This window comes from Streptomyces sp. A5-4 (genome assembly GCF_051131715.1).
Classification (GTDB): domain Bacteria; phylum Actinomycetota; class Actinomycetes; order Streptomycetales; family Streptomycetaceae; genus Streptomyces.
This window is the reverse complement of the sequence record NZ_CP178591.1, coordinates 7,849,217-7,863,398: the sequence shown is the minus strand read 5'-3', so window position 1 is coordinate 7,863,398 and position 14,182 is coordinate 7,849,217. Positions and strand designations below refer to the sequence as shown.

The following is a 14,182-nucleotide window of genomic DNA, read 5'->3' as shown; positions in this document are numbered from 1 at the left end:
CGGCTTACGCCTCGTCGTCGACCCAGCTCATGAGCTTGCGAAGCTCCTTGCCGGTGGTCTCCAGGAGGTGCTCGGAGTCCTGCGCTTTGTACTCGTTGTACTTTTTCAGACCGCCGTGATATTCGGCCATCCGCTGCTTGGCAAAGGCCCCGTCCTGGATCTCGGCCAGGACCTTCTTCATCTCCACCTTGGTCTGGTCGGTGATGATGCGGGGGCCGGTGACATAGTCGCCCCACTCGGCGGTCTCGGAGACCGACCAGCGCATCTTCTCCAGGCCGCCCTCGTACATGAGGTCGACGATGAGCTTCAGCTCGTGGAGGCACTCGAAGTACGCGATCTCCGGCTGGTAACCGGCCTCGGTCAGCGTCTCGAAACCGGCCTTGACCAGGGTGGCGGTGCCACCGCAGAGGACGGCCTGCTCGCCGAAGAGGTCGGTCTCGGTCTCCTCCTTGAAGCTCGTCCTGATGACGCCGGCGCGGGTGCCGCCGATCCCCTTCGCGTAGGAGAGGGCCAGGGCGAAGGCGTCGCCCGTGGCGTCCTGCTCGGCGGCCACCAGACACGGGACGCCGCGGCCCTCCTCGTACTGACGGCGCACCAGGTGCCCCGGGCCCTTCGGGCGACCCTGCAGATGTCGACGCCTGCCGGCGGCTCGATGAAGCCGAAGCGGATGTTCAGGCCGTGGCCAAAGAAGAGCGCGCCACCCTTCTGGAGGTTGTCCTTGACGGACTCCTCATAGACCTGGGCCTGGACCGGGTCCGGGGTGAGGATCATGATCAGGTCGGCCTCGGCCGACGCCTCAGCGACGGAGACGACGCGCAGGACCTGTTCCTCGGCCTTGGCCCTGGACCTGGAGCCCTCCTGGAGGCCGATGCGGACGCCGGAGTCACGGAGCGACAGCGCGTGGGCGTGGCCCTGGCTGCCGTAACCGATGACCGCGACCTTGCGGCCCTGGATAATGGACAGGTCAGCGTCGGCGTCGTAGAACAGCTCGGCCACTGTGGGTTCTCTCCTTGCGTGCGGGCGTGTCGCGCCCCACCGCATGCCGGTGAGGGGAAGTGATGTCCGGGGGGCGACCGCCGTCGTGGCGCGGCGCGAGGGGCGCGGCGCGGAAGCCCGGTGGGATTCGGGGCGCGCTCCGCGCGATCGACGGCGGTCGCCGCCGTCGGCCGGTGGCGGTCCCCCTTCTCGTCAGGCCAGAGTCGCCGAGGCGGCGACGATCCAGTTTCTGAACTCCACGGCGAAGTGCCGGAGGTGGTGCTCCAGGACCTCAGGCGAGCACGAGGTGGGCAGGTAGACGGACAGGCTGGAGGTGAAGCCGCCCTCGGTGTCGCCGAACTGGATCAGGACCCGGCCGACGATCGTACCGTCGGCGAGGAAGAGGTTCGTGGCCTTCTTGAACGGGAAATCGGCCTTCGGGAGGAGTTCGGCCGCGTCCTCGGCCCAGGCCATCGCCTCCGCCGCCCAGTCTCCGAGGTAGAAGGAGCAGACGTGGGGGCCGACGTTCTCCACCACGTGGACCGACCCGTCGGCCTGGCCGACCATCGCGTAGTGCTCCGGCTGCGCCTCGAGGAGGACGTTCTCATCGGCGAAGGCCTTGTCCATCCAGCCCACGAACGCGGCCGCGCCAAGACCCCGCGTCGAGAGGACCGTCGTCCCGCCGGTGAAGGCGCCGCCGGAAGTGCGGGCACTCTCCCGCAGGAAGGCCTCACCCTTGTCGAGGTCGTCGGCCAGCAGGTTAAGCAGAGCCTGCCGCCCCAGCAGGTTCCGGAGGCGGCTCAGGGCACGGCGCGCGTAGAACAGCTCGAAGTCGTCGATGCTCCCGGGGCCGGTCGGCCCCGATACGAGTGTCACGGTCGCAGGCGTTGAAGTCAGGTGGTCAGTCATGCCCAAAACCCCATTAATGCGAATGTGAACTTACATTCGCGATAGTAGATTGATGCGGTCGCCTCTTGTCAAGGAAATCCGCTGAGGTGATCGCCGATACGATGCGCAGCGTGATGGCCGACGCGAACCCCCGAACCCACTACCGGGAGCCGCGGCAGGCGCGCAGCGCCGCGACGCTGGGCGCATCCTGCACTCCGCCGAGGAGCTCGCGTCGGCGACCGGCCCGAAGGAGATGACGGTCACCGGCGTCGCGGAACGGGCCGGCGTCTCGGTGGGCTCGATCTACCGGCGCTTCGGGGGCAAGGAACGACTGGTCACCGCGCTGACGGAGCGGATACTGGACCAGCGCGAGGAGTACGTGCGGGAGCAGTTGTGCCATGCGGAGCCGTCACTCCCCGGCATCGCGGACTCCTGCACCCGCGCGCTGCTGCGTTCCTTCGCCGACAGCAGCAATCTCTTCACCGAACTGCTGCGCATGCGAGGCGCCCACACCCTGGACCGCGGGTCCGGACCCTCACCGAGATCCACCGCCTGCTGTTCGAAGCGGCTGGCCCCTTCACCGACCAGATCCGGCGCGAACGATCCGCGGACGGCGCTGGACACGGTGGCGCGCGCCCTCCTCGGCGCGTGCTTCCACGACTCGCTCCGCCACGACCGCCCCGCCGGCGAGGCGGCCCGGATCCGGCACGCGGACGAGCTCAGCGGTATGGCGATCGCCTATCTCCGCACGCCCGGCCGACGCCGCCCCACCCACTCCTGAGACGCCGGCCTGGCCGGACACCGGGCACGAGGGGTGGCCTCGCGCCGCCTCCGGCACCATGCACGGCGGCGGAGTACGCCGACCCCGCGCACCGGCGTACCGCTACGCGGTCTGGATCGCGTTGAGGAACCCGACCCTTCCCGCCTCGCTGTGCTCGCGCAGGACGTTGTTCTCCATGTCGGGGTTGTGCTCGGCGTTCGGCTCGGGCACCAGGGGATTTCCGGTCCAGGACATGAGCCGGCAGACGCGGTGTCGGATACGCCAGCCCTCGTCGGTACGGACGAGCTCGTCGTCGTACCAGCCCGTTCCCTGCCACTTCGGGCCGCCTTCGGCGCCCTCGCGCACCAGGACCCAGTTGCCGTAGCTGAACGCGTAGGCCTTGTCGCCGTCGACGTGCACCAGGTGGCTCATCATCGTGTGCTGATGACCAGTCAGGCTCTCGTGGAACTCGGCGAAGGAGCGCTTGAATTCGCCCAGGCCGTGCCAGGCGGCGCCGGCCGGGCCGAACTCCGCCGTCACGTCGTCGGTGAAGACACGGTCGAAAAGGTCCCACCGGTGGGCGTCGAGCGCGAGACCGTAGAGATTCAGGGCCTCGATGATTGCGGCTTTGTCATGTTCAGCCATGGTTGCGCTCCTCGTTCGTTCAATAGCGATCGGGCAGGTGACACCGCCCGCCACGCTCGGTGGCGCACCGCGCCGCCCGCACACCGGGAGCCTGCCCGGGGCCGGTCACGTCGGCCTCGGGACACCGGGTGGGGCGCCGCGGAGATTCGCGCTTCGTCGGCCAGGCACCACCCGGCCCGCCCCCGTGATCATGGACGGGTACGGCGGCACGCGGGTGGCAGCATGCAGGTCGGTCAGCGGGTGACGTGACCATGGGCTCGTCCCCCGTGTCGGTCCGACTGCCGGACCGGCATCCCCCGCTCGACGACTCCGGGCCGACGGAAGGGGTGGCGGGCAGGGGACCATCATCAGGAGCCACTTCAGACATGTCAACAGTTTGCACCAGGCAAGCAGAGTCGGCATACCGCCCGATCATCCGGGGAGCGGACATCACTCGCGCCAGACTCCCTCTTCTGGGCGGCATCGATCCGCCGTCGAGGGCGATGACGTGCATTCTTCGCGGAGTCGGGCGGCGTAGCACCGAGAACGCACACGATGACTATGCCTTCGTGAAGGGCACATGAAATGTTGACACTCTGTGGTGCGTTCTCTTACGGTGCCGGTGGTGAACAGTACGACGGAGCCGGTCTCGGCGGCCCGCGCGATCAACAGGCCGAGAGTCGCCGGACGACGGCATTCCCTCCTGGGAGCCGCCGCCCGCCCTCGCCGAGCAGCGGAACGAGCACGACGGGATCGGCGTTCGTCGCGTTCCTCCCCGTCCGGAGTCACCGCCGTACGCGCCCACCGCCGCCGGTCCGCAGGACGGGTGGCACGAGACGTCCGTATCCGTGCAGCCGCCCTGGTGCCGGTGCGCACACCCGTATACCTCAGCGACATCGCCGATGCCGCCGGAGCGGCGCCGAGCGTGCCTTCCGCCGATCCGGTCGCGGCCTCGCGACACCAGGTACGCCCCCGGCCGGCATTAGTGGATCCGGCCCTCGATCCGCACGAACGAAGCACAGGAGATGACGACGATGGTTGCGACCCCCGACACGTCCGAGGCGCTGGCGACGGTTCTCCGACAAGTCCGCACGCTCGGACCCGACCTGCGCAAGCGTGCGCTCGACGCGGAACGCGCGGGCCGCCACGCGGACGAGACCATCGAGGACCTGGACGCCACCGGCGCGTTCGACATCGGCAGCCCCGCCGAGTACGGCGGCTACGAGCTGACCGTCCGGCAACAGCTGGACGTCGTCTCCGAGGTCGCGAAGTGGGACGGCTCGGCCGGTTGGACCGTGTGGGTGGGGGCCTCCACGAACTGGATCCCCGCCGGTTCGGGCGCTCGCGTCGTCGAGGAGGTCTACGGATCCGAATGGGTCGGACCGCGGGTCGCGGGATCGAGTCACTTCCCTGCCTCCCGGGGACGCGCACGACGGGCGGAGGGCGGCTGGGTCGTCACCGGCGGCCCATGGACGTTCGGGAGCGACTCGCTCTGGGCGCCATACACCAACCTCGGCTGCATCGCCGACGACGGCGACGGCCCCTATCTGGTGGGCGTCCAGGTTCCGCGCGATGAGCTGCGCTTCCTCGACGACTGGCAGGTCGCCGGGATGCGCGCCACCGGCAGTGTCTCCCTCACCCTCGTGGGCGACGAGCTCTTCGTACCGGACTACCGCTGCGTCGACTTCCGTCACATCGTGGGCGCGACCATCGACAACGGCCTCAAGGGCTCGCTGTGGAAGGCTCCCTCGCTCGGCTGGGCGTTCAGCCTGATGGCGGGGATGTCCATCGGTCTCGCACAGGGGGCACTGGAACGGTTCCTGGAGCGCTCCGCAGGGCGGCCCATCCGCGGCACCACGTACAAGAACCAGCTCGAAGCCCCCTCCACACATCTGATGCTCGCCGAGGTCCACTCCAAGCTCCAGTCCGCGAGCCTGTCGGCACGGGCCAACGCCGAGGAGACCGACCGGCTCGGTGAACTCGCCGCCGCCGGGACGCCGGCCGATCCGGAATACATGCAGAAGTTCAGCGCCCGGGTACTCGTCGAGACGGCGTACGCGGCCAAGTGGTGCGCGGAGGCGATCGAGCTGCTCCAGCGAAACTCGGGCTCGACCGCGATCATGGAGACCGAACCGATCCAGCGGGCCTGGCGTGACGCCCGGGTCATCACGCTGCACGGCGCGCTCAACCTGGAGGCGCTGTCCGAGAACTACGGACGGCTGATGGCCGGATCCCAGCCGCACAAGTTCGCGGGGATCACGACCCTCGACCGCTTCGCCCCGGCTCCGCCGGCCGCGCCCGGCAAGGTCTGACGGTTTCGTTCTTCCCACTGCCGCCGCCCCTGTCGTCCCGGGCCCGCGGACGCACCGAAAGGTGCCGTCCGTGGGCCCAGGGTCGTTTCCGATCTGCGCCGTCCCGTCTCTCACCGCCCCCGTGCCGGGTCGAGCGGGGAGCGGTGAGGGGGCCAGGGGCGTCGGCGGCGTACCCCCGACACCCCCGTCCCGCGCTCTCCTACGACCGTCGTTCGAGCAGGCTCGACGACGTGGGTACGGCCGCGACCCCGCACAGCGCCCGTCCCGTGTTCTCCATCCAGGTGTCGATGTTGTGCGCCGCGTGCAGGCTGCCGGCCCGGCAGTTGCGGGCGATCAGCTGGAGTGGCTGGCGCTTGACGATCGCCGAGGCGCCGGAAGCCCGGAAGAGCGTCTCGACCGCGACACTGCAGGCGTCCCAGACGTAGGCCACGTCCGTGTGGAACTGGACTATTTCACGCTCGGAGGGGTCCGCCCCCTCGGCGTCGAGCCGGTCCAGCTCGGCCACCGCCGCGTCGGCCACCAGGCTCGCCGCGTGGAGCTGGGCGTGGGCGCGGCCGACCGTGAGGTGGGTGACCGGCGCGTCGAGCTGCCGCGCGTAGGACGAGTAGGGGATGTTCCGCTTGCCGACACCGCCGAGGAACACCTCCATGGCGTGGTCGGCCATGCCGAGTGCGACGCCGGTGCCCGTTACGAGTGAGCGTGCGAGTCCGCCGCGTCGCGGTCCCCGTCCTTCCTCGGTGAGAACGGCGAGGTGGGCCGTGAGCCGCTGGGGGGTGCTGAACCGCTCGTCGGGGACGAAGAGTTCGCCGTCGGTCGCGACGGTCTGGCTGCCTGTGGCCGCCATGCCCATCGCGTCCCAGTCGTCGCGGGCGACGAGCGCGCTCTTCGGCACGAGGACCATGCCGACCTTCGAGTCGTCGGTCTCGTCGAGGAAGACGGCGAGGAAGCCGTGTGACGCGTGCACGCTCCCGGTGGCGAACGGCCACGCGCCCTCGATCATCCAGCCGCCGTCGACCTGCCGTGCGGTCCCCGACATGCGCCGGCTGGTGCCGCCGACCGCGAAGGTGCGGTTGCCGACCCACGGCATCTCGTACACCGGCGACATGACGTCGTCGGCGAAGGAGAAGCTCCACAGGTTTCCGCCCGCCGCCGCCCACACCATCCAGGCGGTCGCCCCGCAGCCCGCGCCGAGCACCCGGTAGACGTCGTGGAGTTCACGCGTCGTCAGATCCGCACCGCCGTAGCGCCGGGGCGAGGTCAGCGCGAAGAGACCGGCCGCGTCGAGGCGCTCGATGCTCTCCTGTGGGATGCGGTGCTGCTGCTCGGCGTCGGCCTGGTGCTCGCGCAGCCAGGGCCGCAGTTCCGTCAGGCGGGCGATGATCTCCTGTGCCTGGGGCCGGGCGATATCTGTCGTGACGGTTGTCGCCATGATCTTCATGACCTCCTGGGTCGCCTCGGCCACTCGGACCGGATTCGGTCGCTGGCGGCCGGGCACGCTCGAAGCAGATCAGCGTCCCGCCGGCGCTGTGGTGCCGGGAGTGACGGCGTGGTGCCGGCGGGACGTGCGGGTTGTCTGTCGGCGAAGGGCGCGCGGCCCTTCGCCGGGGGCCGGAGAGCTCCGGGTCAGGCGGGCCATATACCGTCGGTCAGCGGTGTCCCGTCGAAACCGGCGACCTCGCGGAGGCTGGGGTCGCTTCCGTCCCGGCGCCCCACGGAGGCGTCGGGGTGGTCGTCGAACCAGCCGTCGGCCGGGTACTTGTACATCCACTCGACGTGCATTCCGCGGCGGGCTATCAGCCACTTCCCGTCCCGGCGCTCGAACCTGTCGAGGTAGCGCGCCCAGAGCTTGACGGTCTCGCCCTTCCACTGGTGCTGTTCCGTGCCCTGGTGGTCGGCCTGGAAGTACGTCTCGACGTGAGCGGCGTCGGGACCGTCGAACTCGACGAGGCTGTTCCCGAGGAAGTGCATGGTCCGGACGAACCGCGGCATCTCCCCCGCCAGGAAGTCGACGAAGCCGTGGACCGGCCCGACGTGCAGGCTCTCCGGGAACTGGATCCAGGCGTCCGAGTGGAAGGCGCCCCGAACCAGACTCATGTCCACCCGGTCGAGGCCGCGACAGTAGCGCAGCAGTACGTCGTGGATCTCCGCTCGCGCGCTCAGTTCCTCGATGTTCATCAGGTTCTCCCCACTGTCGATGTGCTTCTCAGGGCGGTTCATGCGTGCTGCCGGAGGCCGGCGCGATGGGAGCGTGCGTGCCCGGCTGTGCGCGGGCCGCCGGCTTTCGCTACTTGGGCGGCAGGACGGGCAGTTGCAGATAGCTGGGGTATTCCAGGCCGGTGAAGACCGTGTTCTGTGCGCCGTCGTGGCAGGACGCGTCGTAGGCGTGCCGGTTGCCGTGGCCGACCCCGGTGTACGGCTGGATGTCCAGCCGTATGCGGTGGCCCTTCCGCACCAGACCCGTGTTCGGGATGATCTCCACTTCCACCGGCACGATCTCGCCGTCCCGCAGCGGGGCGTGGTCCGCGCGCAGGTGGGTGTGCTTCGGTCGGAAATCGGTCGACCGCTCCGTGTCCAGCGCGCGGTGCGACACCTTGAGCCATCCCTTGGCCAGCGGGTAGAGCCGGGTGGAGACGCCGGGGATGACCGCCGGGCCGCAGAAGTCGACCTCCCGGTCCTGCTCGTCCAGCACGCGCAGCGAGACGAAGAGGTCCATGTCCTCGCTGGTGGAGGCCACCCACACCACGAGCTTGCTGTATCCGGCGAGCACCGTGTCCTCCTCCAGCGGTGCGCTGACGAAGGTGGCGCCGGGGCTGCACGGAGCGGTGGCCATGACACTCCTCCCGGCGACCGGGGCGGGCGCCAAAACGGGGGCGGCCGGGTCCACCTCGGCCGAATAGGTCACGGACCGCTCGACGTTCGGGACCGTGGTCGCCAGCCGCAGAGTGTGGTCGCAGGGGAGGCGCTCCCCCAAGTCGGAGGGCGACGCGTCCAGGTACCACTTGACGTACCGGGTGCGCGCGACCGGCCACTCCTGCTCTTCCTGGACGTACGACGCGCCTCGCCCCGTCCTGATCTCCAGGCGCACGGGCGGTTTGTCCATGATCCCGTTGTCAATGCCCTTGAGCCAGTGGTCGAAGAACGCCACGTGCTCGTCGACCGCCTCGGCCGAGTAGGACTTCATGAACCAGTCCTCCCAGAAGTCGATCTTCTTGTTCTCGGTGGGCGTGTTCAGGTACGTCTCGCTGCTGCCGAGCTGGTGGAAGTGGGCAGGGTGCGTCGTCACGGCGACCGTCCACAGCGGCACGGTCACGTCACCGAGGTCCGGATTCATCAGCACCTCGGACCGGGGGCCGAAGACCGCCGAGGGATCGGAGTCCTTGAAGGGGTTGGCCCTGGCCATGGCCAGGAAGTCCTTCGCGTCAACCTCGCCGCAGACGGCGGGCGCGATCCCCTTCCGGAACCAGAAGGGGAAAAACTCCTCGTTGAGGATGCCCCCGGTGTAGACGACCTCCTCGTAGAGGTCGGCGTCCGTGCCGATCGCGATCATCGCCTTGAGGTGCGGCGGACGGAGGCTGGCCACCGCGTGCTGGTTGACCGCGTAGTACGACATGCCCCACAGACCGACGTTCCCGTTGGACCACGGCTGGACCCCGGCCCACTCGATCGCGTCGTAGAACGCCTCCGCCTCGTCGATCCCCCAGATGCCGAGAGTCCCCGGGCTCCTGCCGGCCCCGGGGCCGTCGACGCGGACGAGGGCGTAGCCGCGCGGGATCCACGTCGCGGTGTTGATGCTCTCGTGGTTCTCGTACTCGTATCCGTCGGGGTTGCCGTGGAAGTAGCGCTCCTCCATCGCCTCGTGCTTCTCGGCGTCCCGCTCGTCGCAGACGGAGTGGTGGACGAACGCCCGCCCGTACACCCCGCAGTTCATGACGACCGGCACCGGCTCGTCGTGGTCGGGACGGTAGACGTCGGCGTAGACGAACGAGCCGTTCCGCAGGGGGATCCTGACGTCGCGGAAGCGGCGGATGCCGAGGATGTTGCGGCGGACCTCGTTCCGCGCGGCGGCCGCCGACCTGAGCGCGCGCGGGGTGGCACCGGTGAAGACCTTCGCCCGGTTCAAATCGTCCAGCAGCGCGGCGACGGCCGGATCGTCTGTGAAGTCCTGGACGAGGTCGGCAGGAGCCGGCGCGAGCGTCGTCTGGTTGCGGAAGTGGATGACGCGGTCCACCACCAGCGCGTCGATCTCCGGCGTGAGGGTGATCCCGCCGTCCGGATCGCCGTCCCGGCCGAGGGTCTGCAGGAAGCGGGCGATGTTGGTCAGGCCGGGATCGGCCAGTTTGCCGATGTTGCCGGCGACCCGCGCGACGATGTCGGCGACGGTGAGCCGCTCGGCTCCACGCGCCGCGCCGACCACGACGGAACCGACCGAGAAGGCGACGGTCTCGCCGTCCCGGTACTCGAAGGTTCCTTCCACGTCCGTGACGCCGGAACAGGTGGGGGTTTCGTATCGCAGGCCGGCGACTGGGCCTGCGAACTTTCCTTGACGCAGCATGGTTGTCTGCTTTCGGAGTTGGGGCACGACATCTGTCCGGTCGGTCGAGGGGCCGCATCACCCACGAGACCGTGAACCAAAACACCCGTATCAGGCGCCACGACGTTGGCGGACGCCATCGCTGGGCGCGACGCGCTCGAAGAGCCCTGCGCACTCGACGCCACCGCGGATCGGACCGACCAGGACACGCGGGGCCTGGAGAGATTCCCGGACGCGATGCGGCGCGCCGGCGGCAACCTCAAGGACTTCCTACGGACCGGCCGGGCTCCGTACGCGTGCATCGAGGTGCCTGTCCGGGCCGTGCGCGCGGTACGCGTGGCGAGCATCGGGCTCGGCGACGAAGGACGCACCAGGGCCGCCGTCGGGACGCGCCGGGGCGCCGGCGCGTCCGGTGGGTCGGACGGTCGGTCAGGGCTGCGATCCGCCGCCCCGGTCTACGGGCGCGAGGAGTCCCGGGCCGGGACCGGCGGCGGCCGGCCGACCATGACCGCCGATGACGGGGGCCGGGTCACCCTCTTGGAGCGTCCGGTTCCGCGCCCGGCCTCCGCTCGTCCGCACCCGAACTCTCCGCGTCGACGCGACGCGGAGTGGTCCCGTCCGCCGGGGAGCGAGAAGAGCTTGGACATGAGGCGTCTTTTCTGAGCTGTCGCACGGAGCGGAGGGGGACGGCGAGGGGGGTTCCTGGGAGCGGTCAGAACTCGACGGTGCCGGCGGCTACTGGTCGCAGACGACGGCCAGGGCCCGGCGGATCCGGGCGGGCTCGTACGTGGGTGCTGCGATCGAGAGGACGACGAGGGCGGTGCGGCCGAGGTGGATAGCCAGGGCCTGGGAGGCGGCGGCTGCGTCGCCCGCCTTGACCGCCTCGGCGATCGTGCGGTGCTGCGTGCTCGTCTCGGCCTGCCATTCGAGCGGGTTCCACGAGACGAAGGCGAGCCGATAGCGCGTGGCGTGGTCCGACAACAGGGCGAGTTCCCGCTCCATGCGCGGACCGGACGGGTGCACCAGGGCGCGATGAAACCGATCGTGGGGGCACTCCCACTGCTCGACGTCTCCCAGGCGCGCCTTGTCGTCCATCTCCACCAGCAACCGGTCGAGTTGCTCGAGGTGCGCATCGGTCATGCGCGGCACCGCGATCCCCACCGCGAGCGCTTCGAGAGTGATGCGCATGGCGTACAGCTCGTCGAGGTCTTCGTAGCTGAACGTCGTCACCCGCGCTCGGTGCTGGGACTCCTGTTGGACGAAGCCCTCACGCTGCAGGATCCTGAGCGCCTCGCGCAGCGGGCCGCGACTCACGCCCAGCTTCCGGGCCAGGGCGACCTGCGACAGGGGATCGCCGGGGCGGAGCTCTCCGTGCATGATCTCGCGGCGCAGCGTGTGGTGGGCCCTGCTCACCTCGTCGGGGTGAGCGAGGCCGTTCGCCACCTCGGCTGACTGAGCTGTCATGTTGTGCTGGCCTTTCACGCGGGTCCACCGGGCGCCTGGATGAGTTGCAAGGACAACCGTAGCCGATGTCGACCACAATTTTGCCGACACTTTCGGCACCTCCTTGTTTCAGCTCCGATTCCACGGGTCGCATTCTCCTGCCATATAGGGGCCGCCTGGGAAGGAGGCAGCCCTCCCTCGGCCCAAACTGTCGACACTTCATGGTCTCATCGGGCCGCACCACGGCGCCGGTGGCACGCTCCTTTCCGGCCCCGGCGCCGGCGGCCCGGCCGGGCGGTCCGCCGGTCGCCTCAGTGCCTCGGGCCGAGCTGCGCTGCGACGGCGTCGAACGAAGGACGGTGGGCGGAGGCGACCTCCGCCGATCGATGCTGGTTGCCGACGACGGTGTTGCGCACCATCCCCAGCCGTTCCACCTCGACCTCGACCGTGTCCCCCGGCTGCAGGAGCTGGGGCGGCTTGCGGGCGTAGCCGACTCCCGCCGGCGTGCCGGTCGCGAGGAGGTCACCCGGACGCAGTGTCAGGGTGTGCGAGATCAGGGCCAACGTGTCACCGACCGGGTAGATCATCTGGTCGGTTCGGGCGTCCTGCACGGTCACCCCGTTGACGCGGGTCCGCAGCCTCAGGCCCCGGCCCAGGTCGCCGACCTCGGAGGCGGGGACCATCGGGCCGAGCGGGCCGGACCGGTCGCCGTTCTTGCCCAGGATCCACTGGGAGGTCAGCTTCTGCGCCCTGCGCGAGGTCAGGTCATTGAACGCGGCGTACCCGATGACGGACGCCAGGGCCTCCTCGGGGCTCGCGTCGACGAGCGGTGCTCCCACCCAGGCGACGACCTCGCCCTCCCAGTCCAGGCCGTCCTCGTTGGAGGGCACCGGAACCTCCGCCCCGTCCACGGTCAGCGACCGGGTCCAGCGGGCGAACAGAGTCGGGTAGGGCGGCAGCTCCTGGTCGCGGAAGGTGCCTTCCGCGGCGTGCTCCGAGTAGTTGAGCCCGACGCAGAACACACGTGCGTCGGGCAGCACGGGCGGCACCTGTTCGACCGACGCGGCGTCGAGGGTCGGCCCGGCGGGCGGCCGGGACAGATACCCCGCCGGGTCGGCCCAGAAATCGGCCAGTGGGGCGATGACGGTGACGTCAGCGCCGTCGTCGGCGAGGGCCGCGACCTCCACCCCGTAGTCGGCACACTGCCGCCTGACACCCACGATCCTCATGTGCTTCTCCCTGCTTCCGGTCCTCGGGATGTGGCCCGGGGCTCCGTCTCGGTCGTTGCTGTTCTGGTGCCTGAGGCGCCGGTTCGTCCGTCTCGGCCGACCGTCTGGCACCGGGACTCCGCCGGTCAGTCGGCGGTGTCCCCCGGCGCCCCGCCGTGGTCGTGTTCGAGGTGGTGCCGGAGCAGCAGGTCGGCCCCGAAGTCGTTGGAAGGGGCGCGCCAGACGCTGTGGACGTGGTTGGCGTCGTCCTCGGCGTTGTCGAACTCCACAAGGGTGACCGGGCCCTGGATACGGAAGTAGTGCGGCTGCTTGACGGAGGTGCCGCCGGCCCAGGCGAAGTGCAGGTCGTCGACGCCGCCGGCCGCCGCGATCCGGTCCATCTCGAAGCCGACCAGGCCCGGCCGGGCCCGCTCGACGAACAGCGCCAGCAGTTCGTCGAAATGCTCGCGCTGGGCGGGTGAGAGGTCGCCGGCCCGGAAGCCGCGGGGGTGGGCGCGGAAGTAGGCCAGGGCCTTGCGGTCCTCGTCGGTGATCATCGCGTCGCGGCGGCCGACGCCGTGGTATGCGGGGTACTCGACCTCGCCGACCGTCGGCGCGGTCCGGGTGACGAAGTCGGCCGGCGGCCGGGAGTGGATGACCGTCCGTTCCCGCTGGGGGCCGGTGAGGCTGTCCAGGAGGACGAAGGCCGCGTCCTCCTCCTCGCCGAGGATCCGGAAGGGACCGAAGCGGGCGGGCTCGGCGCCGAGCAGGAACGGGGTGGCGTTGACCAGGTCGCCGTCGACGACGGTGATGTTGATCGACAGATGGTGGCCGACCAGCCGCCAGCCCCAGGTGGTGTCCGGCTGCGGCTGGCCGAAGAACGTGAGGAAGTAGCCGCCCGCGTCGCGGAGCGTGGCGGCGACGTGCCCGAAGAGGGGCAGGTTGAGTTCGCGCAGCACGTGCTCATTGGCCATCACCTGGACCACCCGGGCGTAGGCCGGGATCGACATCGACTCGGCGATCAGCCGATGCGCCAGCACCTCCTGGTGCCGGTCCAGCTCTCCGAGCGGCACGCCGGGGCGGCCAGACTCGGGCAGGAAGTTCCAGTGGGTCCTGCCGGGATCCGCGTGGGGGAGCAGTACCCGCGCCCGCTGGTCGGCGCTCAGCCCGTCGAACAGTCCCATCGCCGCGAAGGTGACCGCCGTCGCGTCGAACGAGCCGCCCGCCCGCGGGCGGTGTGCCTGCGGGAGATCGTGGTGCGGGAGCGGAGGGGGCATCGCCGTCATGACGTTCCACGCCTTTCTTCGGAAGCTGATCGGGGTCGTCCGCCGGACGGACGCGCGCGGGGACGCGGGGCGCGGAGGCCGGGGCCGGTGCGGTGGCTTGCGGAGGGGGCTCGCGCCACGAAAGGTATCCGCGCGGGCCCGCGTCGGTGCTGTCC

General features: G+C 70.1%; 11 protein-coding genes and 1 pseudogene. 3 read left to right on the top strand and 9 right to left on the bottom strand.

Annotated elements, in window-relative coordinates:
• Nucleotides 1-4 precede the first annotated feature (4 nt).
• Both ilvC and ACLLJJ_RS36785 read right to left on the bottom strand, forming a co-directional pair.
• A pseudogene (ilvC, locus tag ACLLJJ_RS36790) lies at nt 5-996 on the bottom strand (ketol-acid reductoisomerase).
• Nucleotides 997-1,188: 192 nt separating this feature from the next.
• Nucleotides 1,189-1,851: a hypothetical protein gene (locus ACLLJJ_RS36785; RefSeq protein ID WP_434599024.1), complete on the bottom strand. Its 663-nt coding sequence runs from the start codon at nt 1,849-1,851 to the stop codon at nt 1,189-1,191.
• A gap of 265 nt (nt 1,852-2,116) precedes the next feature.
• Here ACLLJJ_RS36785 and ACLLJJ_RS36780 point away from each other — a divergent pair, with 265 nt between their 5' ends.
• Nucleotides 2,117-2,644: a TetR/AcrR family transcriptional regulator gene (locus ACLLJJ_RS36780; RefSeq protein WP_434599023.1), complete on the top strand. Its 528-nt coding sequence runs from the start codon at nt 2,117-2,119 to the stop codon at nt 2,642-2,644.
• 102 nt (nt 2,645-2,746) lie between these two features.
• Here ACLLJJ_RS36780 and ACLLJJ_RS36775 read toward each other — a convergent pair whose 3' ends face one another.
• Complete coding sequence (locus ACLLJJ_RS36775; RefSeq protein ID WP_434599022.1) at nt 2,747-3,268, bottom strand: nuclear transport factor 2 family protein; 522 nt, start codon at nt 3,266-3,268, stop codon at nt 2,747-2,749.
• Nucleotides 3,269-4,272: 1,004 nt separating this feature from the next.
• Here ACLLJJ_RS36775 and ACLLJJ_RS36770 point away from each other — a divergent pair.
• The gene (locus tag ACLLJJ_RS36770) at nt 4,273-5,559 is read left to right on the top strand and encodes an acyl-CoA dehydrogenase family protein (protein ID WP_434599021.1); all 1,287 of its coding nucleotides are present in this window, start codon (nt 4,273-4,275) and stop codon (nt 5,557-5,559) included.
• A gap of 199 nt (nt 5,560-5,758) precedes the next feature.
• Here ACLLJJ_RS36770 and ACLLJJ_RS36765 read toward each other — a convergent pair whose 3' ends face one another.
• The 3 genes from ACLLJJ_RS36765 to ACLLJJ_RS36755 form a co-directional block, all read right to left on the bottom strand.
• Nucleotides 5,759-6,988, bottom strand: coding sequence for an acyl-CoA dehydrogenase family protein (locus ACLLJJ_RS36765; RefSeq protein WP_434599020.1), 1,230 nt, complete (start codon nt 6,986-6,988; stop codon nt 5,759-5,761).
• A gap of 194 nt (nt 6,989-7,182) precedes the next feature.
• On the bottom strand, nt 7,183-7,776 hold the full coding sequence (locus ACLLJJ_RS36760) for a nuclear transport factor 2 family protein (RefSeq protein WP_434599019.1): 594 nt from the start codon (nt 7,774-7,776) through the stop codon (nt 7,183-7,185).
• 67 nt (nt 7,777-7,843) lie between these two features.
• Nucleotides 7,844-10,111, bottom strand: coding sequence for a CocE/NonD family hydrolase (locus tag ACLLJJ_RS36755; protein WP_434599018.1), 2,268 nt, complete (start codon nt 10,109-10,111; stop codon nt 7,844-7,846).
• A gap of 105 nt (nt 10,112-10,216) precedes the next feature.
• Here ACLLJJ_RS36755 and ACLLJJ_RS36750 point away from each other — a divergent pair, with 105 nt between their 5' ends.
• A complete protein-coding gene (locus ACLLJJ_RS36750; RefSeq protein WP_434599017.1) occupies nt 10,217-10,753 on the top strand; it encodes a hypothetical protein in 537 nt (178 codons plus the stop codon).
• A gap of 72 nt (nt 10,754-10,825) precedes the next feature.
• Here the strand turns inward: ACLLJJ_RS36750 and ACLLJJ_RS36745 are convergent, their stop codons facing one another.
• From ACLLJJ_RS36745 to ACLLJJ_RS36735, 3 genes are all read right to left on the bottom strand, one after another.
• On the bottom strand, nt 10,826-11,554 hold the full coding sequence (locus ACLLJJ_RS36745; RefSeq protein WP_434599016.1) for a GntR family transcriptional regulator: 729 nt from the start codon (nt 11,552-11,554) through the stop codon (nt 10,826-10,828).
• Nucleotides 11,555-11,844: 290 nt separating this feature from the next.
• Nucleotides 11,845-12,762, bottom strand: a complete 918-nt coding sequence (locus ACLLJJ_RS36740; protein ID WP_434599015.1) for a fumarylacetoacetate hydrolase family protein — start codon at nt 12,760-12,762, stop codon at nt 11,845-11,847.
• A gap of 125 nt (nt 12,763-12,887) precedes the next feature.
• Complete coding sequence (locus ACLLJJ_RS36735; RefSeq protein ID WP_434599014.1) at nt 12,888-14,027, bottom strand: DUF3500 domain-containing protein; 1,140 nt, start codon at nt 14,025-14,027, stop codon at nt 12,888-12,890.
• Nucleotides 14,028-14,182 lie beyond the last annotated feature (155 nt).

What these genes read in the sequence shown, in the direction of transcription:
- ACLLJJ_RS36735 (WP_434599014.1), bottom strand. Translation starts at nt 14,027, where the DNA reads ATGACGGCGATGCCCCCTCCGCTCCCGCACCACGATCTCCCGCAGGCA.
- ACLLJJ_RS36760 (WP_434599019.1), bottom strand. Translation starts at nt 7,776, where the DNA reads ATGAACCGCCCTGAGAAGCACATCGACAGTGGGGAGAACCTGATGAAC.
- ACLLJJ_RS36770 (WP_434599021.1), top strand. Translation starts at nt 4,273, where the DNA reads ATGACGACGATGGTTGCGACCCCCGACACGTCCGAGGCGCTGGCGACG.
- ACLLJJ_RS36780 (WP_434599023.1), top strand. Translation starts at nt 2,117, where the DNA reads ATGACGGTCACCGGCGTCGCGGAACGGGCCGGCGTCTCGGTGGGCTCG.
- ACLLJJ_RS36775 (WP_434599022.1), bottom strand. Translation starts at nt 3,268, where the DNA reads ATGGCTGAACATGACAAAGCCGCAATCATCGAGGCCCTGAATCTCTAC.
- ACLLJJ_RS36740 (WP_434599015.1), bottom strand. Translation starts at nt 12,762, where the DNA reads ATGAGGATCGTGGGTGTCAGGCGGCAGTGTGCCGACTACGGGGTGGAG.
- ACLLJJ_RS36755 (WP_434599018.1), bottom strand. Translation starts at nt 10,111, where the DNA reads ATGCTGCGTCAAGGAAAGTTCGCAGGCCCAGTCGCCGGCCTGCGATAC.
- ACLLJJ_RS36765 (WP_434599020.1), bottom strand. Translation starts at nt 6,988, where the DNA reads ATGGCGACAACCGTCACGACAGATATCGCCCGGCCCCAGGCACAGGAG.
- ACLLJJ_RS36745 (WP_434599016.1), bottom strand. Translation starts at nt 11,554, where the DNA reads ATGACAGCTCAGTCAGCCGAGGTGGCGAACGGCCTCGCTCACCCCGAC.